This window comes from Marinobacter sp. L-13, from assembly GCF_056857715.1.
In genome coordinates this window covers 50,820-74,964 of sequence record NZ_JBSXNQ010000041.1, presented here as the reverse complement: position 1 = coordinate 74,964, position 24,145 = coordinate 50,820, and the positions used below count along the sequence as shown (strand labels likewise).

Here is a 24,145-nt window from a genome sequence, read left to right as displayed (position 1 = left end):
GCTGATAACCGTCTTGACTGACTGAATAGAGAGAATCGAGACTCTATTCGGCTGGATATTGTGGATACGTTCTCGGGCCGAACTGTGATTCGACGCGGCGGGGTCACTTGCTCAAAATACTTCTGCCGCGCAGACCCCTAGGAAGGGTGTCCGGGAGTGGCTAATACATGACGGATGCGACCAAAGGGGTCTGGTATGGCCTGAGTGCCTACACGATCTGGGGCTGTTTTCCTCTGTTCTTTGCCCTGTTTGAGGGTGTGCCGGCCTTTGAAATCTTGATTCACCGGATCATCTGGTCCTGTGTTTTTCTCGCTGTGGTCATAAGTGGCCTCCGTCGCTGGCCTGCTGTGAGAGCGGCATTGGCGAATCCGAAGCAGCTCTGGCGCGTTCTTGCCTGTGCGCTGCTCATTGCCGCCAACTGGGGCATCTACATTTATTCCGTGGAAACCCGCCATGTTCTCCAGGCCAGCCTGGGCTATTTCCTGACGCCACTGGTGAATGTCGCCCTGGGCATGCTCGTGCTTCGCGAACGCATGGGGCCGTGGCAGATGGCTGCGGTGGTGCTCGCAGGCGTTGGTATTCTGATCCAGCTTGCGATGCTTGGTGAACTGCCGTGGATTTCACTCGCCCTTGCCATGAGTTTCGGTACTTATGGACTCGTTCGAAAACAGGTGGTGCTCGATGGGCTTTCCGGCCTGTTCGTTGAAACCATGCTGCTGTTGCCGGTCGGCCTGCTGACCTTTGGATGGCTGGCGAGCGAGGGAATGTCGCACTTCGGCGACAGTGCCTACATTGGCAGCCTGCTGATGGCCAGCGGCATCGTGACAGCCATTCCGCTGCTACTTTTTGCCGGTGCCGCCCGGCGCCTGCGGTTGGCGACCGTCGGCTTCCTGATGTACATCAATCCCACCCTGCAGTTCTTTATTGCCCTGCTGGTGTTTGGCGAGCCTCTGAGTGACGCCCAACTGACGAGCTTTCTGGTGATCTGGATTGCACTGGGCCTGTACAGCTGGTCTTCCTGGCACTACCGGCCGCGGGTGCCGGTGGGCCAGGATTGAGTTTGCCACCCTCAGGACTACACCACTCAGGAGAGTGTCGCGAGCAGATCATTGATGGCCCGGGCGAAGGGCACGGGTGAATCTTCCTGAAGAAAATGACCGCCCTTGAGGGTTACGTGGGGCTGGTCTTTTGCGCCTGGAATCCGCTTCTGCATATAGGCGTCGCCGCCCCGGGTGATCGGATCGCCATTGCTGAAGGTGGTAAGAAATGGCTTTTCCCAACGTTCGAGCACTTTCCAGGCGTTCCGGTTAGCCTCACTGGCGGGATCGTCCGGGTGCATCGGTACCAGTCTGGGGAAGGCCCGGGCGCCGGCTTTGTACTTTTTGCCAGGGAAGGGGGCGTCGTAGGCCCTCATTTCATCGGGGCCCAGCTTGCGGAAAGAGCCGGTGTTGATGATCCGCGCAATGGGAAACCAGGGACTGTGCAGGGCAAAATTCTTCCAGATCTTGAACGCCGGCGGGGCTTTCTGATCGCCGGTAGGTAACATGCCGTTGCCCACCACTATGGCCCGGAACCGTTCAGGATTCTCCGCCGCCAGCCGCAGCCCCAGCAATGAGCCCCAATCCTGGCATACCAGAGTGATGTTGGTGAGTCCGAGCTGATCGAGGAACGACTGCATCCAGTCCATGTGCTGCTGGTAGGAATAGTCGTCAAGGGACGTGGGTTTGTCGGACTTGCCGAAACCGATCAGGTCCGGGGCGATAACCCGGTGGCCGGCCGCCGCGCAGATCGGAATCATATGCCGGTAGAGGTAGGACCAGGATGGTTCGCCATGCATCATCAGAACGGGACTTGCGTCGGCCGGCCCTTCATCCACGTAGTGCATACGCAGCCCGTCCACCTGCACGTAGTGGGGCTCAAACGGGTAATCCAGGAGTCGTTCAAAGCGTTTTTCCGGGGTTCTGACAAAATCCATCGAGCTTGCCTTGTTGTTCATTATTGTGAGGGAATGGTCGAAAGGATTGTGCTGGAGCAGGGGAGCAGAGACAAGCGCCATGGCTTATTGGCTGATATGCAATTCCGGTGCTGGCGATGGTGAGCGTGGCCGGGACTTCTGGCTGGAGCACCTGGCAACTGCCGGTATCCATGATCCTCGATGCCGTGACTTTGAGGAATCCGACTGGAGCACCAGGATCGACGACCGGGACACGCTTATAGTCGCGGGCGGAGACGGTTCGGTAAACCGGGCCGCCGCCGTTTGCCGAGAGAAGGGCGCCACCCTCGCTGTCCTGCCGTCTGGTACAGCCAACGACTTTGCCCGGAATCTGGGGCTTCCCCACCAGCCGGAAGCGCTGTGTGAGTTGATTGCCAGCGGCCGAACGCAAATTGTGGATGTCGCGGATTTTGGTGATGGTATGTTTTTGAACGTTGCCCATGTCGGCATGGGAACCCTGCCTGCACGGGAATCCCGCGGTACCGAAAAAAAGCTCTTCGGGCGTTTCAGCTATGTGGTCGAATTATTACGCCGGCTGAACGCGAAGCGAGGCTTCAGGGCAACCATCCGTTGCGATCGGGGTGTCGTGAAGGGCCGGTGGCTTTCCATCGCGGTGGCCAATGGCGCTTTTTTTGGCGGTGGCAACGAGATTCCCGAGGCATCCGTCAGCGATGGCCAGCTGGCTATTGTCGCGGTCCGGCCACGCCCCATTCTTCAGCTTTTGTTCACGTTTCTGATGGTTCGCCTGAACCGGCAGACTCCTCGGCGCACCAGCACGCTGGTCCATATCAGGAGCCAACGCTGCCTGGTACACACCGGCAAACCTAAGACCGTTACGGCCGACGGGGATGTGGTCTCCAGAACGCCTCTCAACGTAGTCTGCAAGAGCGGCTGCCTGCGTGTGATTAGTGACAGGATTGTCAGTACTGCCGACGGTGACGCCGGAGACGTTATCTCTGGTGGCGCCTGAGCTCCACAGAAAGATGGCAGGTTTTCCAGATACGTTTTGTCACTGACTTTTTCCGCAGGAAGCGCAATCATGGGTTTTGCTGGCATAATCAACCAGAAAGGCTGACATTAAATGCCAGTATGTCGCTTTTGCAATCATGTCCCTGGTTTATGGCCACTCAATGCGGCCGCCTGACTTCCGTTCCAGCTGAATCGTCGAAAAGGACTAGAGAATGCCCACAGAAACTGCACCGGTCTCCTCGAAGTTAATCACAGGCATTAAAACCGGCCTCATCGCGTTGACCCTGTCGGCCATTGGCCTCCCGGTCCTTGCGGCCGAGCGCCTGTATATCTTTACGGAAAACTACCCTCCCTATAATGCCTCTGAAACCGGAAAAGGGTTCGCCCACAATGAAGACGACATAACCGGCATCTGTGCGGATATGGTCAAGGCGATGCTGTCCCGGGTCGACTATGACTACGTGATGAAAATGCGGGACTGGAGTTACGCCTACAACTGGGTACAGGATCGCGAAAATCATGGTCTGTTCTGCACCGCGCGCACCGACGAGCGGGAAGATCAGTTTCAATGGGTAGGTCCTCTGGCATCAATCAAGTGGACGTTGTTCGCCGCGCCAGACTCCGATATCTCTCTGGACTCCCTGGAAGAAGCCAAAGACCTGAGAATCGCCGGGTACAAGGGCGACGTGATGTCCGAGTACCTGGTTGACCAGGGATTCAACGTGGTGATGGGGGTTTCAGGTGATGTGAACACTCGTCGCCTTACCCTCGGCCAGGCCGACCTGTGGGTTACCGACGGCCTGGTGGGCCCCCTGATGGCAGAGGAAGAGCACGGTATCACCGGGCTGCAGCCGGTGCTGGTATTCCGGGAGACGCCCATGTATCTGGCATTCAGTAACAACACCGATCCGGCTGTGATCGAGGATCTCCAGCAGGCTTTGGACGAGGCCCGTGAGGCTGGAGAGATCGAAAGAATCGCGGCAAGTTACGAGTAAGCAATCAGGAATGGGCGGAATGATCAGAACCAGAGCCCGATCTGCGGATCGGGCTCTTTGCGTTCGATCAGCAACCCGTTCTTCTCAAGCATGCCAATGAGCTTTTCGGTATCCTCGATGTTCAGGAAGCCGCCAATTGATACTTCGGTATCCCGATGGGTCAGAGAGAGCTTCGCCGGTGTGAACGGGTGCGGCGGTGAGGCAACCCTGAGCCGCGCATAACGGGTGGGAAGGGTCCACTCGGCCTGCTTGCGCTTTCTGCCTTTCTCCAGATGAATGTCCTCATCGTCGATGGACAGCACCTCCTGCCGCTGGCACTCCCGCGAGGTCAGGTAGATGCCGCAAGCGAGCGCAATCAGCTCCAGCCCGGCAAACGGAATAATCACCCAGGCGCCCATAAGCGTAAAGCCCGTTGCGATAAGGGCTGAAAGCACGAACAGGGCGGCCCAGATCCGGACATTGCCATGCCAGCTGAGGGAACGGTTGGGTGTCAGGACCAGCCGGAAACCATCCGGATGTGGCAAGCGTTCCACCATGGAATCTGCCTCAGTTTTAACGCGCCGCTAGACTTGATGATAGTCAATTATACGGTGAGTGCGACTTGATCAGATCTGACAGTTGGCTGGAGGAACCGTTTCGAAAACCGAGCGGGCAGTCTCCAGCTGATTTTGCAGGGAGGCAATGCGGGTGTCGTGATTCGGATGGGTGGACAGAAATTCCAGCGGTTGTGCGCCCGAAGCCTGCGCCATGTTCTGCCAAAGCCTGACACTCTGGCCCGGTTCAAAACCGGCCCGGGCCATGATTTCCAGGCCCATCAAATCGGCCTCCTCCTCATGGGCACGACTGAACGGCAGCGTAATACCCAGTTGGGCGCCAATGCCCAGAGCCTGCTGTATCTGGTTCTCCGCAATTTCACTTTCGGTGAACAGGCCCACCAGCAGCATTCCTGCTTGCAGGCCCAGTTCCTGGGTCAGGCGTTCATTGCCGTGGTCGGCAAGAACATGGGCTATTTCATGACCAATGACCGTGGCCAGTTGGGCCTGGTTTTCGGCCAGTTCAAGTAGCCCTGAATGCACGCCGATCTTGCCTCCGGGGAGGGCAAAAGCGTTGGGAGTGGCATTTTCAAAGACGGCAATCTCCCAGGACTGGGGCATTGGAGCGTCCGGATATCGGGTGTGGGCGGCGCTGACCAGGGCCTCCGTAATGCACTGCACTAAGCGGTTGATGTCAGGCCTTGTGATTACGGCATTTTGCTGCTTTATCTGCGCGAAGCTTTCCTGGCCCATATCAGCCAGAACGGCATCGGGTACCAGAGCCAGCCGGTTCCGACCAGTGGGGGATTCCTGGCAGCCGGTCAGGAAGGTGACAGTCACGAGGATAAGCAAAAGCGATTTCAAGCAGGTCTCCGTTACCCGTAAAGTAAAACTCTGATTTTATCGTTAGTATCCGCGGTCGGGGAGACTTACGCCATCCTGTCAGCGTTTGTTGCGGGTCTTTGGTAGGATGGTAAGTCGGTTATGGGGGAAAGACGGTTATGAGGGTGATGTTGCTGGGCGCTACCGGCCTGACTGGTGGCAAAGTGCTACAGGGTTTGCTGGGCAGAGAAGAGGTTACGCAGGTGGTGGCGCTGGTGAGGCACAAACTGCCGACGCTGCATGACAAACTGGCACAGCATGAAGTCGATTTCGATCGCTTGGAGGATCACGCCGAACTGTTCGATGTGGATGTGATTATCTGCTGCCTGGGCACCACCATCAAAAAAGCGGGCTCACAGGATCAGTTCCGGAAGGTGGATCTGGGCTACCCGATGAAAGCGGGTGAGCTGGGTCGCTCCCGTGGAGTACGAGCGTTCATCCTGATGTCTGCGATTGGAGCCTCGTCGTCGTCGACTATTTTCTATAACCGGGTAAAGGGCGAGCTTGAAGACGCCCTGAGAGATCTCGACTATCCCTACCTGTCCATCTATCACCCGAGTCTGTTGTTGGGCGATCGCAAAGAACAGCGCACCGCCGAGGCCCTGGGCATAAAAGCGATGCCACTGGTGAACCGTCTGCTGATCGGTCCCCTGGATAAGTACCGCGGCATCGAGGCGCAAACCGTGGCCAATGCCATGGTCAATGAGGCGTGTAGGCTGGCCTCAGAGCCTGCTGCCGAGCAGGTGGTCCAGACGCGCGAGTACGATGAGATTGTCCAGCTGGCGGGCTGAGCCGGTTATTTCCCGTTCAGAATGCCGACAACCAGACGGCCGGCCAGGCCAATGAGAATGGCCCCGAAGATACGCTCGAACCACACGGCTTTCTGTCTGAGCAGGGTCAGCCATTTCGGGTTGGAGAACAGCCAGGCAACGATCAGGTACCAGCTGGTATCAATGACAAGGGCGGTTGCGGCATAGCCGAACTTGGCCATCAGGCTGGTGTCGGTGCCCACCACCTGACTGAACAGGGCCAGGAAGAATACCGCGATTTTCGGGTTGAAGAAGGCAATCAGAAAACCGTCACGGGCCGCACTTTTGGTGGTGGGCGGCTCGGGCAGTTCGTCATCCGCCTGCCGCTTTGCCATCAGTCCTTTCACGCCCAGCCAGGCCAGGTACAGGGCGCCGCCCCATTGCAGAATTGAAAACGACGTTGGCGAGGCGGTGATGATGGCGGCGAGCCCGAGGATGCTCAGAAAGGCATAGATGCCGACACCGATGCCATGGCTAAGAGCGGTGATGATGCCGTTGCGCCGACCACCGGTGAGCGTCTGCTTGAGCACCAGTGCCAGCGAGGGTCCCGGGGACATAGCGCCCAGAATGCAGATGGTGACCACGGTCAGCCAGGTTGCAAGCGTCATGGTGGGTCAGTCCTTTGCAATTGAAACAGGCTGCCGATTCTAGCAGCCTGTCCGCCGGTAAAAACCTGGAAACTGCAATCAGTTCAATGCTCAATCACCCGCCAGAATCCACCTGGCGGCCTTCTCGGCAATCATCAGGGTTGGCGAATTGGTGTTGCCGCTGGTGATCGTGGGCATTATCCCGGCATCCACCACGCGCAATCCCGCCACACCCCGGACCCTCAGGTGTGGGTCCACTACTGCCTGTTCATCATCGGCTCGCCCCATACGGGTAGTGCCCACCGGGTGAAAGATCGTGGTGCCGATGTCGCCCGCCAGCTTCGCCAGCTCGTCGTCGGTCTGGTACTCAAGTCCTGGTTTGAATTCCTCCGGCTCGTACTGCATGAAGGCAGGCTGTTCGGCAATACGGCGCGTCACCCGCAAAGAGTCTGCAGCAACTTTCCGGTCTTCCGGCGTGCTCAGGTAATTGGGGGATATCGCCGGTGCCTGTTTTGGATCGTTGCTGCGGATGCGCACCGAACCCCGGCTGGTGGGGTTCAGATTGCAAACGCTGGCAGTGATGGCCGGGAAATTGTGAAGCGGCTGCCCGAAAGCGTCCAGGCTAAGGGGCTGCACATGGTATTCGATGTTGGCGTAATCGTATTCCTCGGAACTGCGGGTAAACAGACACAGCTGTGAGGGCGCCATACTCATCGGCCCCGAGCGTGTAAGCAGGTATTCCAGGCCGATCCTGGCCTTGCCGATCAGGGAGTTAGCCATGGTGTTCAGCGTTGTGACCCCTTTCACCTTGTACACAGACCGGATCTGCAGGTGATCCTGGAGGTTCTCGCCAACGCCGGGCAGGTCGGCAACTACATCAATGCCGTGTTCCTTGAGGAGGTCGGCGGGACCAATGCCCGAGAGTTGGAGCAATTGCGGGGAGCCAATGGCGCCAGCGGACAGGATAACTTCCCGTTTTGCCCGGGCGATAACGTCATCGCCGCCAGACCGCTCGACCCGAACGCCGACACAGCGAGGCCCGGAACCGGCGTTTTCTGTCTCGAGCCCTAATACATGGGTTGAGTGCCATAGGGTCAGGTTGGAACGCTTTTCCGCGTTCCTCAGGAACGCTTTGGACGTATTCCAGCGCCAGCCGGAGCGCTGGTTCACCTCAAAGTAATCCACGCCCTCGTTGTCGCCGCGGTTGAAATCCCGGGTCCGGGGTATGCCCGCCTCGACGCAGGCAGTGGCAAAGTCCTCCAGCACTTTCCACTTCAGGCGCTGATGCTCCACACGCCATTCCCCGCCGTGACCGTGGTACTTGCGGTGCTCCGGATCGGCATCGCCGCCTTCATCAAGGCGGTAGTGATCTTCATGGCGCATGAAATCGGGAAGACAGTTGTCCCAGTTCCAGGCGTCCTCGCCGGTAATTTCGGCCCACTGCTGGTAATCCCGGGCCTGGCCACGAATATAGAGCATTCCGTTGATGCTGGAGCAGCCTCCCAGAGTCTTGCCGCGGGGGTAGATGAGGGATCGGCCGTTCAGGCCAGGATCGGGCTCGGTACGGAAACGCCAGTCTGTTCGCGGATTGTCGATGCAGTACAGGTAGCCCACCGGGATATGAATCCAGTGGTAGTTATCCCGTCCGCCAGCCTCGATCAGTAGCACCCGATTCTCCGGGTTTGCGCTCAGCCGGTTGGCCAGCAGGCAGCCGGCAGTGCCGGCGCCGATAATGATGTAATCGAACTCCTGATGTCCCGTCGCATTGTTGTTGTCGGACATGGCGTTTTCTCCGCTGCTGGTTTTCTAGTTACTTGGCGGTCGGCATCACAAATTCCGCACCGGCATCAATGGAATCGGACCAGCGCTGCATGATGGATTTCTGGCGCGTGTAGAACTTCACGCCCTCTTCGCCGTAAGCGTGGGTGTCGCCAAACATCGAGCGCTTCCAGCCGCCAAAGCCGTGCCACGCCATGGGTACGGGAATGGGTACGTTAATCCCGACCATGCCGACCTGGATTCGGCGGCCAAATTCCCGGGCCACGCTGCCGCTCTCGGTGAAGCAGCTGACACCGTTGCCGAATTCGTGGTCGTTGATCAGACGAATCGCCGTTGCGATATCGGGTACCCGGACACAGGCCAGAACCGGTCCGAAGATTTCTTCACGATAGATCGTCATATCGGGCGTGACGTGATCAAACAGTGAACCGCCCATCCAGAAACCATCGGCGCAGCCATCGCCGGTGTTCGAGGCATCGAACTCCCGGCCATCCACGACCAGCTCGGCACCTTCTGCCATACCCTTGTCAATGTAGCCGGTAATGCGCTGGTGTGCGGCGGCGGTAACAATCGGGCCCATCTCGGCATCCAGCTGTTCGCCGTTTTTCACTTTCAGGCTTCGGGCCCGCTCGGCCAGTCTTGGCACGATCTTGTCCGCAACATCCCCGACAAGCACCGCCACACTGATGGCCATGCAGCGCTCGCCGGCACTACCATAAGCGGCACCGATCAGGGCATCGACCGCTTTGTCGAGATCGGCGTCCGGCATCACCACCATGTGGTTCTTGGCGCCGCCGAGGGCCTGAATGCGCTTGCCGTGTTTGGCGCCTTTCTCGTACAGCAGGTTGGCAATCGGAGTGGATCCGACAAAACTCAGGGCCTGGACATCCGGATGCTCGATCAGGGCGTTCACCGCGTCCTTGTCACCCTGCACCACGTTAAATACGCCATCGGGCAGTCCGGCCTGTTTCAGCAGGTCGGCGATCATCAGGGAAGCACTCGGGTCCAGGGGGCTGGGCTTCAGGACAAAGGTATTGCCTGCCGCGATGGCTACCGGAAACATCCACATGGGCACCATCGCCGGGAAGTTGAACGGGGTAACGCCGGCGACCACGCCCAGGGGCTGGCGGGTGGTCCAGTTATCGATACCCGTGCTGACCTGCTCGGTGTAATCGCCTTTCAGAAGCTGGGGAATGCCGCAGGCGAACTCGACGATGTCGATGCCCCGGGCTACTTCGCCCTGGGCGTCCGTAAATACCTTGCCATGCTCCGCGGTGATGGCGCGGGCCAGGTCATCCTTGTGGGTCTTCAACAGTTCCAGAAACTTGAACATGACCCTGGCCCGGCGAATGGGCGGTGTGTCGGCCCAGGCGGGGAATGCAGCATCGGCGGCAGCAACAGCGGCGTCTACGTCCTCACGGCCGGCCAGAACTACGCGGCCTGTGACCTGTCCGGTGGCCGGATTGAACACGTCCTGGGACTGGCTGGATGTGCCGAGAGATATTTCGCCATTGATATAATGCTGGATGGTTGCGTTGGTCATGGATGCCTCTGTCTTTTCGCGATTGGCCGCTCGAAATGGCAGAAATGCATTCTGCTAAGGGCCCTTAAGGAGCTTTGGGTAATTTCTGACCATACAGGTTAGGTGTGGCAAAGGGGGAAAGCAATTGAGATTTTCAAAAGCCAGATATAAGGTAATCTTATATCGAGAACCTGAAACGAGACGCTTATGTACCCCCTTCAGAGCCTTCGGGCGTTCGTTACTGTCGCCCGTGAGGGCAGTGTAAGCCGCGCCGCCACTCGCCTCCATCTGACTCAGCCCGCCGTCAGCCTCAAGCTCAAGCAACTGCAGGACGAACTGGAACTCAAACTGTTCCTGCGCAAGCCCCAGGGTCTGGTGTTGACCCCCGATGGCCAGGCTCTCTTGCCTTCGGCTGAAAAAGCACTCGCTGCCATGGCGGCGTTTGAGCAGAGCGCCCGGGCATTGCACAACACCCTTCGAGGGCGGTTGCGGATTGGTACCATCGTGGATCCCGAATTTATCCGTCTCGGGGCGTTTCTGCACCGCCTGGTGGAGCGGGCGCCACAACTGGAAACCGAACTGCGTCAGGGTATGAGTGGTAGCGTGTTGGAGCAGGTGCGGGATGGCCGGCTAGATGTCGGTTTTTTTCTGGCGCCGCCAGGCGTCGGGCCGGGTGCACTGGCGCCGGACGTGGTGCACCGTGAGCTGACCCGGTTTCACTACTATGTGGTTGCGCCGGCGGGTTGGGGGCCGAGGCTTCGGTCGGCGCAGTGGTCCGACTTGGCAGTTATGCCCTGGATTGTGACTCCAGAAGACTCCGTTCATCACCGGCTGCTTAAAGGCACTCTGGAACCCATGGGGTCAATGCCGCGGGGCGTAGCCCAGGTCGATCAGGAGGCGTGCATGCTGGACCTGGTCAGGGCAGGTGTGGGTTTGAGTCTCGCGCGGGATGCATTGGCGATGGCTGAGCGCCAGGAAACCGGCCTGGAAATTGTTGAGGGGTTGCAGTTGCCTTGCGCGCTCAGTTTCGTATGGCACCAGGACCGACAGGGCGAGCCTCTGATCGCGGAGGCTCTGGAAGCCCTGGCGGGTGTCTGGGCGGTTAGCCCAACGTAGCATCCAGGAACATCATTACGGCAAAACCGCCCATCAGGCAGAAGGTGGACATGATTTTCCATTGCCGGTGATGGGTTTCGGGGATAATTTCATTGCTGATGATGAACAGCATGGCGCCTGCTGCGAAGCCAAGGGTCCAGGGCATTATTGGCTCGGCAAGCCAGACAAGCGTCGCTCCGAAGAGACCACCCAGTGGCTCGGCCAATCCAGTCATCAGGGCAATGCTGAAGGCCTTGATTCGCGAGTAGTTGATGGCCAATAGCGAAAAAGCGACGGCCAGCCCCTCCGGAATGTTCTGGAGTCCGATACCGGTGGCAAGAACATAGCCATTATTGACATCGCCGCCGGCAAAACCGACGCCCACCGCCATGCCTTCGGGGAAGTTGTGGAGGGTTATAGCGACAATAAAGAGCCAAATGCCGCGGATGTAAGAAGCGTCCGATCCTTCCCGGCCCAGTTCGAAGTGCTGATGCGGCAGCTTCTGGTGCACAAAGTAGAGGGCAGCGGCACCGGAGAGCAGGCCGAAAATGACAATCAGCGCGGCGGTCCAGGTCTCGCCAGTAATCTGTTCGCCGTACTCGAGGCCAGGTAGTAACAGAGAAAAAAATGACGCCGCCAACATCACGCCTGCGGCTGAAGCCAGCATACCGTCCTGCAGTTTATGGGTGAGGGTACGGACAAGAAACACACCCAGGGCGCCCACGCCACTGGCAAGGCCCGCCAGCAGGCTGGCAATGGTTCCCAGCCAGACAATACTGATGTCAGAAGTCATTCAGTCTCCCGTTGGCTTGTAATGTCAGCATAGCAGCTTGAAGTAGCTACGCCGGAGGCCCCGCTGTGGGTTCCTCCGGCTGCATTTCTCGGGAGAGAAAAGCGATCAGGCGGCGTTCTGCTCGCGCCAGGCCAGCTCGTTGGAAATGGTGGCCTTCGGTTGCAGCATCGCGAAATCGATGTCTGCAATCTCTTTGCCGTCTTTGAGGCGCTGCACGAAGTCCGGGTTTGCGAGCGCCTTCTTGCCCACCGCAAGCAACGTGTCCGGGAACTGGTTGGCCACATCCTGGCAGTTGGTTTCATCAATGTTGCCATTGAGGATAAGACCGATCCCTTCAACGCTGGCGGCCACGCCAGCCAGGCTCTCATCACCCTCTACAAAATGCTTCCGGTTAACGTCACCGTCGGTTGTATGGACGAAATCGGCACCTGCATCGCGGACCGCTTCCACAATCTGACGGAATCCGGCTTCACCCTCCGGCAGCTGGTGGTCTGGATCAGTGACCGTGCCCTGAGACAGGCGGATGCCTACGGTGAAGTCCTCGCCAACGGCCTCGCGAATCGCACGGACCACTTCAACCACCAGGCGCAGCCGGTTTTCCAGTGAACCACCGTACTCATCGTCGCGTTGGTTAAAGTAGGTGCTCAGGAACTGATTCAACAGATAGCCGTTGGCCCCGTGAATCTCAATGCCATCGAAGCCGGCGGCTTTCGCATTGGCGGCGGAATGTGCAAAACCTTCAACCGCCGCCTGAATGTCGGTCCTGGTCATGGCGCTGGGCGTTTGCCACTCAGTCTGGTCGCCATAGAAACCAAGCGGGGCGCCTTTTGGGGTAACTTCGCTGGGCGCCTGTGGCTGGTCGGTGAAACGGTTGGCCTGGAACTGCGCGCCGGCGTGCATCAACTGAACGATGATCTTGCTGCCTGCGGCGTGTACCCGTTCGACAATGGTCTTCCAGCCATCTATCTGCGCTTCGTTGATGATGCCGGGCTGGTTGGCATAGCCCTGGCTTGCCTTGCCATCGGTATAGGTTCCCTCGGTGATCACCAGACCAAAGCCGCCCCTCGCGTAGCGTTCGTAATGGTCTGCCATCAGGGCATTCGGGGTGCCGTCCGGCTCCGCACTGGTGCGTGTCATTGGTGCCAGGGCGAATCGATTAGGTACCTCGATGGTGTTGAATTTGATGGATTGCATCACGTCGCTCATAGATACCCTTTCATGTTGTTGAATTGGACGAGGGATACTATCGGGGCGCAGCGCCTTCTCTAAAAGCGAAGAATATCGACACAGCCTGTCAGTATTTTTGAATGATTATTCTGAGGTGCCGGTTTTGCTGTCGGAATGGCCAAGGGAGCGTTCCGGTGCAACCTGGTCGCGAACCAATTGCTTGAGTTTGGTAATTTCCGGGAAGCCGCCGTCTTGCTTGCGGGACCAGACCCGCTTGCCATTGACCCACACCTCGAAAATACCGCCAGTGCCGGGGTGCAGGCTCAATTCACTGATCTCGCCTTCGAAGGTTGTCAGCAGCTCCTGCGCCATCCAGGCCGAGCGCAGAAGCCAGCGGCAACCGGTGCAATAGTGGATATCGATTTTGTTGGTCATGATGGTGTCTGTGACTCCTTTGTTTGATGGCGGTCCAGCTGCAGAGTAAGACGTTGAAAAAGCTGATCCTGAAAGTCCCGGCAAAGCGGGTACAGATGACCGAGGCCGGGCATCGGGGTCAGCTCTGCGACTGGTAGATTTTTGGCGAGGTGGCGAGCGTAGTCCATGGGCACGAATGGATCCTCCTCGCCCTGGTAGATGAATACCGGGGTCCGGATATCGCGAAGACTGAACCCCCAGTTTCCAAGTTCGGTCAGTAAATCGGTGGTAATGGCTCGTCCGCCACTGTTGAGACACATGAGCTGATCACGCTGGAATTCGCCGTCGCTCAATAGCTTCCTCAATAGCTGGCGGTCATGCCTGCTGGCCATTTCCTCGGCACCTTTGAGATAAAGTCCCGGGTGACGCCTGGATAGCCAGGCAATCAATGTGACGGCCAGCCGGGTCAATCGGGGACTGAGCCTGACCAGTTGCGGGCCCGGCCATCGTGTGGCCTGAACCAGTCCGCCGGAGCCTGGATATTCCGCAAAATGGGTGAGCCCGGAAAGGCAGACCCCGAGATCAACCCGATCCGCGAGTCGGTAACAGCAGGCCAGGGTCCGGGAACCGCCGCTGGACCAGCCGATGTGACTGAAGCGCGCCAATTCCAGGGAATCGGCAAGCTGCTCGATATCGGCCGGGTAATCGAGCAGCTTGCGCCCTGGCTGGAAATCGGAGTTGCCGATACCGGGGCGGTCGGGGGTCAGGATGCGAAACCCGTGCTCCCTGGCTTTTTCATCAAAGAAGCGGCCTTCCAGACGGCTGCCCGGCATACCGTGCCCAAAGACAATCGGGTAGCCGAGGGGGTCGCCAACGTCCGTGAACGCCAGGGTCCTGCCATCTGAAAGCGTTAGAACCCGGTGCCACCGCGCATCGGCACTAATTTGTGTCATTCGTGGGGTAGACCGAGCGCGACAGGGTGGGCTCACAGCCGACAACTCTGCGGGCCTGTTTGTGAGCGTGGAGATACCAGCGTTGGCCGGCTTTTGCGAACGTGTTTTTGCTCACGTCAAAGTCTACGTTTTCCATGGTTGCCGGAATAGGCGAGCCGTCGGCGTGGCGATAAACGCAGCTCACGCCAATGGTCAGCGCTGTCGCTGCCGGTAGTTCAATGAATCCGTCTTCTCTTACAGCCGGCTCATTGTCGTTTATCGCAATGACCTTGAGACACGGACCGTAATGAACCTTCTCAAGATCATCCAGGTATTCGTTGAGACAATGGTTGGCGCTGACGAAAACGGTGTCTCCGTCAATTTCGTCTTCGGCGGGCGGCAGCGACTGACATCCCTGCAGTAAGAGTATCCCGAAAACCAATAGCAGGGTCTGTTTCATGATATCTCCTCAACTGATGCGCGTATCCTGTTTCAGAGCTTGTCCTGTGCCGGGCCCGAGCCGGCTACCGGAGTATTGTAGCGCGTATCCCCCTCGGCGGTTCCACGGAGCTGATCAATCAGGCGGGCATCGCGGTTGTATAAATCATTGCGGAACTGCAGCCTGCCCTCGTTATCTACCCAGGAGGTCCAGTATTGGATGTGCACAGGCACCGGCTCCGGGAGCACGACAGTCTGGGGTTGTGCCTCGGAAACCACCCGGTCAATCTTTTCCCGGGACCAGTCGGGCGCCGACGCCAGAAGTCGCTCTGCAAGATCAAAAGGTTGCTCAACCCGGATGCAGCCAGAGCTAAATGAACGCTCGGCCCGGGAAAACAGGCCGCGCCCCGGCGTATCGTGCAGGTAAACATCGTACTGGTTCGGAAACATGAACTTGATCTGACCCAGGGCATTCTGAGGGCCGGGTTCCTGCACCAACTGGTACGGGAAGTTGTTCCGATTCAGTGACGGCCAGTTAACCTCCAGCGGGTCCACTCTTTCCCGGTCAGTGCCCCAGCCACGGTAAACGCTGATATTGAGTCGGGAGAGATAGTCCGGATCGCGGAGAATCCGGGGCAATTGATCCTGAATCATCAGCGTTCGCGGTACGGTCCAGGTGGGATTGAACACCAGATACCGGATGCGATCGGAGAACACCGGCGTTTGGCGGAAGGGCTGGCCGACGATCACTCGTTTGCGCAGTACTTCTTCGCCGTTTTCCACCATTTTCAGTTCAAATCCGGCGATATTGACCAGGACATAGGTGTCGCCGAGGGATTCCGGCAGCCACCGCCATCGTTCGAGCGTGGCGTCAATGTGGCGCAGGCGTTCCACCGGTATCAGGTTCAGTGCTGTCAGGGTGTCCTTCCCGATAAGGCCATCGGCTTCAAGCCCATGTCGGGCCTGGAAGCGCACGACCGCAGATTCCAGCTCTGCGTCGTAGTCACGCGGATCTGTGACTGTTGCCGGTAATTCTGCAAGCTCTCCCAATAGAGAAAGTCGTCGGCGGATCTCATTGAGCCGCTCATCCCTGTCGCCGGGCCGAATGGTCGGGCGCAAGGCCAGCGGTAACCAGGGCTGGCCCAGCAGTCTGGTCAGGTCCTGCCTTGCAGCCATCAACTTTCGGTAAGCGGGATCGGCGGGACGCAGCGAATCCAGCGTGCCGGTGATATCCGAGCGCTGCAACGCATCCTTTAAAACGGATTCCATCTGGCGCTGGCGCCTGTTGGCGGTCCATTCGGCGTGAACCGTCTGCGGGTTGACCTTGCCGACCAGCATGTGTGAGCTGAGCATTAGAAAAGCATCAGAGAACAGCAGATCCAGATCGGCCCTCAGGTCTTCAGAGAAATCGTTCATGGGTCTGAGTGCCAGGCCCGAGAGAATATCCGCGTGATAGTCAGCCGGGTTCAGACCGTCATGACTGGCTTGTTCAACCGAATCAATCAACTGCCGGCGAAGCTCAGCCGATTTCCATGCTGGCTGGTATCCGTTGGCCCCGTAAAAGGCTGACAGTGCCTGGTGGGCCATTAACCGGCTTCCGAGCACCTGAACCGGGAAGCCGGCCTCCATGGCCTCAATCCTGGCAACAATGGCTTCATCGGCTGCCAGGCAAACGGGGTGCCAGAGGGTGCCCATCAGGGCGCACAATGTTGTGGCGAGGGAAAAACGTCTGATTCCATGCATGGGTGTTCTCCACCTCATCCCTGAGAGGCCTTATTCGCGGTGGTAAGGTGCAATAGTCTGATGCTACCACAGCGGCATTTGTTCCCCACCTGGCCGCCGGAAAAGATCACCTCGCAGCGGTTCTTCTGCATGGAGGTTCAGCCCCAAACGCCGTGCTTTTTTGGTGAAACGCTGGCGAATCAGGTCCGAGTAAGGGCCCGTGCCCGTCATTCTGCGGCCGAAGGTGGCGTCATAACTCTTGCCGCCCCTGAGGTCGCTCATTCGGTTCATCACATGCTCGGCCCTTTGCGGGAAGTGCCGCTGCAGCCAGTCCTGGAACAGCTCGTCCAGTTCATGGGGTAAACGCAGCATGATCCAGCTGGCACGGGTGGCGCCCGCCTCTGCCGCGGCTTCCAGAATTGACTCGATTTCGTGATCGTTGATGAAGGGGATTACCGGCCCGAGGATGATACCGGTCGGAATGCCGGCCTCCGAGAGCTGCCTGATCATCTTGAGGCGGGTGCCCGGTGCGGCTGTCCTCGGCTCCATGCGTCGTTTCAGATCGTTGCTCAGGCTGGTGAGGCTGATCCGCACAGAGCAGAGCCCATCAGAAGCCATTTCGCGGAGCAGATCAAGGTCTCTGAGGATGAGCGCGCCCTTGGTAATGATCGACACCGGGTGGCGATACTCGGCCAGAACTTCCAGCACCTGGCGGGTAATCCTCTGGTCCCGCTCCAGTGGCTGGTAGGCATCCGTATTGACGCCCAGGGCGATGGGCAACACCCGGTAGCCGGGCCTGTCGAGCTCTTCTCTCAGGCGGGCGGCGGCGTTGGGTTTGGCGATCAGCCGGGTTTCGAAATCCAGCCCCGGTGACATGTCCCAATAGGCGTGGGTAGGGCGGGCGAAACAGTAAATGCAGGCATGCTCGCAGCCACGGTATGGATTGATCGATTGGTCGAACGGTACGTCCGGTGACGTATTTCGACTGATTATGGATTTTGCGGTCTCAAGGACGACTTCCGTAGCGAGCGTATCGGGGTTCAGGTCGTCTTCGGGGTCGTGATACCAGTCATGGTCTGCCTCCCGGTCAGTGACAATGGGCTGGAACCGGTTGTGGGGATTCAGGGCCGTGGCGCGAGTTTTCATGGGCATGCTCGATACTGTTTAAATGTACAGCATCGAGCATGCTAACGCCTGGAACCCTGCCGTGCAACCTGTCCAGGGCCCACTGTTACAGACGGAAGCCCTGTGATGCCTGGGTCAGGGTGGTTACCTGGGATGATAGTCGTCCGATATGGGCGTTGAGCTTCTGGCGGATATCCGAGGTTTCCCGGGTGTGCCCGTGGATCTGCTCCACCTTCTGGGCGATTTCCTCGGTGGTCGTTGATATCCCCTCAACAGAGGACACCACCTGATTCATGTCGCCAGCCAGTTGTTGTATCGAGCCGGTGATCTGTTCGATCGAGTGCGCCGCCTCTCTCGAGCTTTCCTCTCCCTCACCTGCGGAAGTCAGGCCCTCTTTCATCAGTCTGGAAATGGCCTGGGTTTCACGGTTGAGGGATTCCACGATCTCGGCAATCCCGTTGGTTGCCGATACGGTCTTCTCTGCGAGGGACCGAACTTCGTCGGCAACAACCGAGAAACCGCGTCCGGCCTCGCCGGCTCTTGCCGCCTCAATCGCAGCATTCAAGGCCAGCAGGTTAGTCTGTTCAGCCAGGCCGTTGATTACGCCAACGATGGAATTGACCTTCTCGCCGGTTTTGCTCAGCTGGCTGACCTGATCGTGGGTTTTCTGGATTCTTTCGGCCAGTTCGGTCATGGTTTTGGCGCTTTGCCTGACCACCTCGGCACCGGAATGGGCGGCACCGTTGGCGCTCTGAACAGCGTCATTGACTGACTGGGTGTACTGGGCAATATCGACCGCCGTGTGTGAGATTTCCTGCACTGCAGTGGCGGTCTGCTCGGTCTCATCTTCAACCTGCTCGCCGTTTCTGCCCATTTGTTCTACCAGAGCATCCAGTTCAACCTGAAGCGATGACAGCGTGCGGTTACCCTCGACGACTTGCCCGATAACGTCCGAGACATCGTCCAGCATCTTGTTGGCCGCTTCGCCCAGGCGATTGAATTCATCGTTCGGATTCCTGCCTGGCTCAAGGCGCTGACTGAGGTCGCCGCCGGCGACCCGGGTGAGCAGGTTTACGGTCTCATTGAGTCGTTTCACCAGGGTTCTTGAGGCGGTCGTCAGGGTCAGGATAAGGATAATCACCACCGCAGCAGCGGTTGCAATGATCAGCCAGGTTGAGGCGGCGCGGGCCTCTTCGGCCTGCTGGCTGGTTGCCACAATAATGTCCTGGCGGAGGAGGGTGTTCTGCTCGGCAATCAGATCGCGAATACGGGTGCCGGTGGCTGACAGTTGGTTCTCAATGGCAGACAGGTTGGCGATGAGCGATTCGGCATCGGAAAAGGCATTGGCGAACGCCTGGACAGCCTGGCCGATGTCAATTTCCTGCCAGTCCATCTCGGTGACGGTGGTCTGCATCCGCGCCAGGGCCTCACGGGTTGACTCGGCGTAGGTCGCATCGAAGGTAGACAGGTAGTCGCGGTAGGTGGAGGCGATGGTGTTGATGTCGTCGTTGAAGATGGAAATGCTGATTTGCCGAAGCCTGTCGTTTATGGCTTCGGACATTGTTGCTCTCAGACCGCTGGACGGAGTGAGGCCTAGCTGTTGATTCAGGGCCAGCCATTCGGTGCGAAGTCGGGTATACTCCGCAACCTGCTCCTGGATTTGTTGTGCAGTGGTCTTTACCGCGTCACCCGGCAGGGTTCCGGCGGATTCACTGAGCGCCGACGACTGGACCGCGAGCGACGCCAGTCTCTCCTGATAGTTCTCAACCTGGTTCGGTTCCAGATTCTCACTCGTTCTCTCGAGTGCCAGCCAGTCGTTCAGCAGGGTCAGGGACGCGGATTCATAGGCTCTTGCTTCGCTTCGGGCCTCATAAGCGTCAGATACCTTGCCGAGCCCGCTCAGGGAGGCCAGAGTGGCAATCGCCAGACCAATCAGCGTTGCAACAATCAACAGCAGGAACTTTTGTTTCCATGACAGGGCCATTCACATCCTCCGGGGAATGTTGTTTTTCTTCGCAACTAACTGAGCTTAGACCAGTTCCGGATAAACGACGGCCCTTTTGACGACAACCGGGAATCCATGTCTGATCTCGCGATTTACCAATATCTGCTGATTGCCCTGATTTTCGTCTGGAGTGGTTTTGTCCGCTCCGGGCTGGGATTCGGTGGCGCCGTTCTGTCCCTGCCATTTCTGTTGCTGGTTCTTGATCAACCGCTCGTCTTTCTGCCGATCATTGCGGTCCACCTTCTGGTGTTTTCATCCCTGACAATCTGGATGAACAATCGCACCGGGGCAGGCAAGCAACGTGAGGCGGGCTCGGGCACTGTCGACTGGCAATACTTGTGGCGGATCCTCGCCATCATGATTGTGCCCAAGCTGATTGGTGTATTCGGGTTGATTACCATGCCCAGTGACATCCTGAGTGCCATCATTTTCGTTATCGTGGCGCTTTATTCTGTTTCCTACATCATCAACCGACCTTTTCGCAGTGGCAGCAAAACGGTCGACGCGATATTCCTCATGGTGGGCGGATACATCAGTGGCACTTCCCTGATCGGTGCGCCCCTGATCATTGCCGTGGCAGCCCAGCACCTGCCCAAAGAAAAACTGCGGGATACCTTGTTCGCGCTCTGGTTCATTCTGGTGCTGATCAAGATGGCCGCTTTCGTCTGGGCCGGCATCGATCTGCAACTTATCCATCACCTCTGGCTGCTGCCATGCGCAGCCGTCGGCCATGTAATCGGGCTCTACGCCCATGACCGTATTCTCCAGGCGGAGACTCCGGTGTTCTTCCGTCTGCTGGGAACCGTGTTGCTGCTGGTGAGCAGCGTCGGTATTGTTAGCGTGCTCTGGTAGCAGCCAGGGCGCGAGGCTCAGCCTGCGCGCCCGAATACCCGTTCAAAGAAACCGGTCACCCGCACGTCTGGTATTGGCAGGCTGTCGACTTCGTCCATGGCCCGTCGCCAGAACTTCTCGGGGTCGTCCAGGTGCGCAACTTTGGCGCGCTCGTCCGGACTGTAGTGGTTGTGCTCCCCGGCAATGCCCTCGGCCATCAGTTCCTGGGTCCAGAGGTAGATTGCAGCCCGAACGGTCCTGAGGAGCCGGCAATAAACGTCGCGACTCAGGTTGATGGCCAGCTCGGCGGTCAGGTTGATCTGCTTCTGCAACACGGCCATCTCGTCTTTTTCCAGCAAAACCCGGTTGCCGTTGCCCTTTTTGCAACTCACACAGGTTTTCTCAAGAGCTTTCACGCCCTCGAGCAGATCCATGTAGCCGAACTCCTCTTTTTGCTGATCATCGACCGGAGCGGGGATCCAGCCATACTGGGGGGATTTGGCAACAATGTGCCCGTGTAGCTGCCTACGATAAGGCGGTGCGGCAGCAACATCCTGATATCCATCAAATTCGGTGCGTAGCCAGGCCGCCATTTTACGGTGACGAAGCATCATGGCCAGGGTAATGGCAGAGGGCATGATCTCTTCGAGCAGCTCTGCGGAGTCCCGCGTGCGTTCGTCGAGGTGGTTTACGGATGTCGACATTTCTCCTCCTCGGCAACGGGTTGGCCGGTTCGTGGACCCGTTGTCCGTTTGTTGTTTTTGGCATTCGGTGGTTGTATGTGTCATTACCGATGTCTAAAAAGTAGACAGATAATCTCAAGCGCGCCGTTGTAAAAAAGTTACTGCTTTGTAACGGCCGGTAAGCAGCCAGACCAGGGGAAGGAAGAGCGTCATGAATCAGGACAATGGCTTCGAGTTGCAGAGAGCGTCCATGGTGGATTATCAGCTTCGAGCCCGTGGAATCGGGTCGCCGCTGGTGCTGGAGGCCATGGGTCGGGTGCCGCGTGAGCGCTTCATTCCAGAACGTATGAAGGACTGCGCCTACGATGATGGTCCTCTTCCGATAGGCGCGGGGCAGACCATTTCGCAGCCTTACATCGTGGCGTTGATGACGGAAGCCCTGGATCTGGAGGGTGGAGAAAGGGTTCTGGATATCGGGACAGGTTCGGGTTACGCGGCTGCCGTTCTGGGCTGTATTGCAAGCGAGGTGTTCAGCATCGAACGGGTTCAGGAACTGGCCGATCGCGCAGCCCGAACGCTGGCCGCCGAGGGTTTTGACAATGTCCGGGTTCGCTGTGGCGATGGCACAATAGGTTGGTCCGAGCACCAGCCTTTCGATGGCATCATCGTGGCTGCCGGTGCGCCATCGGTGCCGGAATCATTGAAGCATCAGCTGGCGGTTGGCGGGCACCTGGTCATACCGGTGGGGTCGGAGCATTCGGTTCAGTCGCTGGAACGTATTACCCGGCTGACAGAGAACGAATTCCGGACCGAGGACCTCGGCGCAGTCCGGTTCGTTCCCCTGATCGGTGAACAGGGGTGGTCGTGACCGCGAGTCTTTGCACGCAGACTCAGCTGCCGGCGTTCGTGCTCTCGAAGATCTTGTCGGCCGATGCCGCTACGAAGCCCGAGTAGAGCCGGCCATCCGGTTTCGGATAACGCAGGGCAAATTCGTAGAAACAACTGGGTATGGTTACCGTCTCGTCGGTAAAGGTAACCGGCACCCGGTCGGCCATGGTTGAGGACTGCTCCAGCAAGTCTTCCGGGGAGCCTTTTACTTCACCGCCGGATGAATTCACCGTATAGCCATGATCTTTCAGCAACTGATTGATTTCCGGAACCGAACCGAACTGTTCCAAATGGTTGATGCTGACCGTGAAATGGTTTGCGCGGTAGCCCCAGGCGGCCATCCAGGCGGCGTATTCGCTTTCCTTCATCAGCTGGCGGTAGGTGTCGTAGTCGACCGCCCAATGGCGACCCGAATAGAGAAAATCATCGGCAGTAACCGCCTCCGGCTTTACCTGGCCGACAAGACTTTTAACCACCGATTGCAGCTCCGGCGAGCATTGCTCTACAAGCAGCTCGGAAATAAACACCTTGGGCAGTTCCCGGGAGGGGTGCTCATAGTGGCGGGCATAAAGCTTTTTGGCCTCGAAGTGGTATTCGCCACCTTCTTCATAGCCGAGGCTGAGAAAATGCTCTGCCAGAGCGTCCAGCCGAACAGGGTCCAGGTTGAAGGTGCGAAGCGCAATGTGGTCGTTGACGATGGCCTGCCCCTCTTCGGCGCCCAGGATTTTATGTATGCGATCGGCCGAAGGGGTTACCTGGCGGTACGACTCCCAGAGTCTCGCAAACAGGGTGTCCGGATCAGTGTGCATAGCGAATCTCCTCAGTAACCGGTTTTTGGCAGGGCTGTTGACGCCCCTGTGACTCTTCCCTGGACTGGCTCAGTGGCAGATAGCAGGCCAGGCTATATCCGCCAAGGTTCAGTTCGTTCGCCAGTTGCTCTGGCACTGACAGGCTATTGGCATCGGGGTTCGGCAGGACCTGCTCGGTTACCGTAGCCCTGAAGCCTGAACAGCCAGCATTGGCAACTATAGCGGATCCAGCGGTGTTTCCAGCAATATTCCAGGAACTCCGGTTGCCTTTCTGTAGCCTTGCGCGGGTAAGAAGGGTATCGCGCACGCTGGCGATGTCCGATCTGGCGCACTCCAGTGTTGGCCCCCCGTCCAGAAGATCCACTAAGCCCCGGTGGCGAAAACCTTCGCGCTCCAGCATGTGCCGGGCAGGGCGCGTATCTTCATGGACCTGGCCGATAACCGCCCGGGCTGCATCGGTCATCTGCCGGGTAAACAATGGCGTTGCGGGGATAAAGCGTTCAACAAAACCGCTCTGGCCACAGCAGGCCAGCTGTGTGGCAGACATGAAATCAAGATCTGCTACGTGATGTTTGAGCCAGTCCCAGAACGGGGATTGGCCGGCATGGTCTGAAACGCCGCGCATTTCTGCAATAACGGTGTCCGCAAAACGCTCCGGGTGCAGTGCCATGAACAGAAAGCGAACCCGTGACAGGAGCTTGCCCGCATTGGCCCGGCGAAATCCGGGCCGAAGATACAGCGAGCATACCTCGGTGCAGCCGGTGTAATGCTGGCATCGGGTAAGGCTTTCCTCGACGTGACGTTTCCGGGGATCTTCCTCGTGATGGATAACCGCGTTACGGCGGAAATGCTCGAGCGGGCGGGATAAGCCAGCAGCAGCTTCTATGCCGGTGGTCCCCATAATCTGGCCGGTCGCACTGTCTTCAAGCACAAAAAGATAATGCTCATCGCCGGGAGTGGTCACAGTCCGTGCGAAGCTCTCAACCGAATGATCGATCTTGCGGCTCAGGGCATCGCGATCCGGCATCAGCGAGGTGAAGCCGGGGCCGGATTCCACTGCGATCTGCATCAGGGCGTCAAGATCTTTGGGGGTAATCGGTCGAATAATCATGGCGATCTTCCTGGGAATTGTTTTGGGCCCAGTATGAAAGCCGTCAGCGCCATAATGCAGCTG

At 58.3% G+C, this 24,145-nt stretch carries 24 protein-coding genes; 7 read left to right on the top strand and 17 right to left on the bottom strand.

Annotated features, from left to right (window positions below; all coding sequences use genetic code 11):
* The first annotated feature begins 167 nt into the window (after nt 1-167).
* Nucleotides 168-1,058, top strand: a complete 891-nt coding sequence (gene rarD / locus AC13DD_RS04505) for an EamA family transporter RarD (protein WP_108017645.1) — start codon at nt 168-170, stop codon at nt 1,056-1,058.
* 26 nt (nt 1,059-1,084) lie between these two features.
* Here rarD and AC13DD_RS04500 read toward each other — a convergent pair whose 3' ends face one another.
* Nucleotides 1,085-1,975, bottom strand: a complete 891-nt coding sequence (locus AC13DD_RS04500; RefSeq protein ID WP_482930891.1) for a haloalkane dehalogenase — start codon at nt 1,973-1,975, stop codon at nt 1,085-1,087.
* A gap of 79 nt (nt 1,976-2,054) precedes the next feature.
* Here AC13DD_RS04500 and AC13DD_RS04495 point away from each other — a divergent pair, with 79 nt between their 5' ends.
* Nucleotides 2,055-2,963, top strand: a complete 909-nt coding sequence (locus tag AC13DD_RS04495) for a diacylglycerol/lipid kinase family protein (protein ID WP_482930890.1) — start codon at nt 2,055-2,057, stop codon at nt 2,961-2,963.
* Nucleotides 2,964-3,174: 211 nt separating this feature from the next.
* Entirely contained in the window at nt 3,175-3,957 is a 783-nt protein-coding gene (locus AC13DD_RS04490; protein WP_092033564.1) for a substrate-binding periplasmic protein, read from the top strand.
* A gap of 23 nt (nt 3,958-3,980) precedes the next feature.
* Here AC13DD_RS04490 and AC13DD_RS04485 read toward each other — a convergent pair whose 3' ends face one another.
* Together AC13DD_RS04485 and AC13DD_RS04480 are read right to left on the bottom strand one after the other, a co-directional pair.
* Nucleotides 3,981-4,493, bottom strand: coding sequence for a DUF2244 domain-containing protein (locus AC13DD_RS04485; RefSeq protein WP_008173864.1), 513 nt, complete (start codon nt 4,491-4,493; stop codon nt 3,981-3,983).
* A 69-nt stretch (nt 4,494-4,562) separates the two neighbouring features.
* Entirely contained in the window at nt 4,563-5,354 is a 792-nt protein-coding gene (locus AC13DD_RS04480) for a M48 family metallopeptidase (protein WP_053112778.1), read from the bottom strand.
* 137 nt (nt 5,355-5,491) lie between these two features.
* Between AC13DD_RS04480 and AC13DD_RS04475 the strand changes: the two genes are divergently transcribed.
* Nucleotides 5,492-6,163 carry an NAD(P)H-binding protein gene (locus AC13DD_RS04475; RefSeq protein WP_273018393.1) on the top strand — a complete coding sequence of 224 codons (672 nt, stop codon included), beginning with the start codon at nt 5,492-5,494 and terminating at the stop codon, nt 6,161-6,163.
* A 5-nt stretch (nt 6,164-6,168) separates the two neighbouring features.
* Here AC13DD_RS04475 and AC13DD_RS04470 read toward each other — a convergent pair whose 3' ends face one another.
* From AC13DD_RS04470 to AC13DD_RS04460, 3 genes are all read right to left on the bottom strand, one after another.
* Nucleotides 6,169-6,789, bottom strand: a complete 621-nt coding sequence (locus AC13DD_RS04470; protein WP_053112777.1) for a LysE family translocator — start codon at nt 6,787-6,789, stop codon at nt 6,169-6,171.
* A 90-nt stretch (nt 6,790-6,879) separates the two neighbouring features.
* The gene (locus AC13DD_RS04465; RefSeq protein ID WP_053112776.1) at nt 6,880-8,550 is read right to left on the bottom strand and encodes a GMC family oxidoreductase; all 1,671 of its coding nucleotides are present in this window, start codon (nt 8,548-8,550) and stop codon (nt 6,880-6,882) included.
* Nucleotides 8,551-8,578: 28 nt separating this feature from the next.
* Nucleotides 8,579-10,090 (bottom strand): CoA-acylating methylmalonate-semialdehyde dehydrogenase, encoded by a 1,512-nt coding sequence (locus AC13DD_RS04460; RefSeq protein ID WP_053112775.1) that lies wholly within the window; start codon nt 10,088-10,090, stop codon nt 8,579-8,581.
* A gap of 186 nt (nt 10,091-10,276) precedes the next feature.
* Here AC13DD_RS04460 and AC13DD_RS04455 point away from each other — a divergent pair, with 186 nt between their 5' ends.
* A complete protein-coding gene (locus AC13DD_RS04455; RefSeq protein WP_092033580.1) occupies nt 10,277-11,185 on the top strand; it encodes a LysR family transcriptional regulator in 909 nt (302 codons plus the stop codon).
* On the opposite strand, the gene AC13DD_RS04450 is transcribed toward AC13DD_RS04455, so the two are convergent.
* From AC13DD_RS04450 to AC13DD_RS04415, 8 genes are all read right to left on the bottom strand, one after another.
* Nucleotides 11,172-11,957 (bottom strand): ZIP family metal transporter, encoded by a 786-nt coding sequence (locus AC13DD_RS04450; protein WP_008173877.1) that lies wholly within the window; start codon nt 11,955-11,957, stop codon nt 11,172-11,174. The two genes, AC13DD_RS04455 and AC13DD_RS04450, sit on opposite strands and share 14 nt — an antisense overlap.
* A gap of 105 nt (nt 11,958-12,062) precedes the next feature.
* Nucleotides 12,063-13,163 (bottom strand): oxidoreductase, encoded by a 1,101-nt coding sequence (locus AC13DD_RS04445; protein ID WP_053112774.1) that lies wholly within the window; start codon nt 13,161-13,163, stop codon nt 12,063-12,065.
* A gap of 105 nt (nt 13,164-13,268) precedes the next feature.
* Entirely contained in the window at nt 13,269-13,559 is a 291-nt protein-coding gene (locus AC13DD_RS04440; protein ID WP_008173882.1) for an Rdx family protein, read from the bottom strand.
* Entirely contained in the window at nt 13,556-14,491 is a 936-nt protein-coding gene (locus AC13DD_RS04435; RefSeq protein WP_053112773.1) for an alpha/beta fold hydrolase, read from the bottom strand. The genes AC13DD_RS04440 and AC13DD_RS04435 overlap by 4 nt, the downstream gene beginning before the upstream one ends.
* A complete protein-coding gene (locus AC13DD_RS04430; RefSeq protein ID WP_053112772.1) occupies nt 14,478-14,930 on the bottom strand; it encodes a hypothetical protein in 453 nt (150 codons plus the stop codon). Before AC13DD_RS04430 ends, AC13DD_RS04435 begins: the two co-directional genes overlap by 14 nt.
* 32 nt (nt 14,931-14,962) lie before the next feature.
* Complete coding sequence (locus tag AC13DD_RS04425) at nt 14,963-16,651, bottom strand: L,D-transpeptidase family protein (protein ID WP_405416802.1); 1,689 nt, start codon at nt 16,649-16,651, stop codon at nt 14,963-14,965.
* 63 nt (nt 16,652-16,714) lie between these two features.
* A complete protein-coding gene (locus AC13DD_RS04420; protein WP_008173887.1) occupies nt 16,715-17,776 on the bottom strand; it encodes a PA0069 family radical SAM protein in 1,062 nt (353 codons plus the stop codon).
* 85 nt (nt 17,777-17,861) lie between these two features.
* Complete coding sequence (locus tag AC13DD_RS04415) at nt 17,862-19,739, bottom strand: methyl-accepting chemotaxis protein (protein WP_008173889.1); 1,878 nt, start codon at nt 19,737-19,739, stop codon at nt 17,862-17,864.
* 96 nt (nt 19,740-19,835) lie between these two features.
* Here AC13DD_RS04415 and AC13DD_RS04410 point away from each other — a divergent pair, with 96 nt between their 5' ends.
* On the top strand, nt 19,836-20,612 hold the full coding sequence (locus AC13DD_RS04410) for a TSUP family transporter (RefSeq protein WP_053112770.1): 777 nt from the start codon (nt 19,836-19,838) through the stop codon (nt 20,610-20,612).
* A 17-nt stretch (nt 20,613-20,629) separates the two neighbouring features.
* Here AC13DD_RS04410 and AC13DD_RS04405 read toward each other — a convergent pair whose 3' ends face one another.
* Nucleotides 20,630-21,295 (bottom strand): AbiTii domain-containing protein, encoded by a 666-nt coding sequence (locus AC13DD_RS04405; protein WP_008173893.1) that lies wholly within the window; start codon nt 21,293-21,295, stop codon nt 20,630-20,632.
* Between the two features lie 190 nt (nt 21,296-21,485).
* Here AC13DD_RS04405 and AC13DD_RS04400 point away from each other — a divergent pair, with 190 nt between their 5' ends.
* Nucleotides 21,486-22,142 (top strand): protein-L-isoaspartate(D-aspartate) O-methyltransferase, encoded by a 657-nt coding sequence (locus tag AC13DD_RS04400; RefSeq protein ID WP_482930889.1) that lies wholly within the window; start codon nt 21,486-21,488, stop codon nt 22,140-22,142.
* Nucleotides 22,143-22,164: 22 nt separating this feature from the next.
* On the opposite strand, the gene AC13DD_RS04395 is transcribed toward AC13DD_RS04400, so the two are convergent.
* On the bottom strand, nt 22,165-22,971 hold the full coding sequence (locus AC13DD_RS04395; RefSeq protein WP_008173898.1) for a DUF1338 domain-containing protein: 807 nt from the start codon (nt 22,969-22,971) through the stop codon (nt 22,165-22,167).
* Nucleotides 22,961-24,082 (bottom strand): arginine N-succinyltransferase, encoded by a 1,122-nt coding sequence (locus AC13DD_RS04390; protein ID WP_008173901.1) that lies wholly within the window; start codon nt 24,080-24,082, stop codon nt 22,961-22,963. Before AC13DD_RS04390 ends, AC13DD_RS04395 begins: the two co-directional genes overlap by 11 nt.
* Nucleotides 24,083-24,145 lie beyond the last annotated feature (63 nt).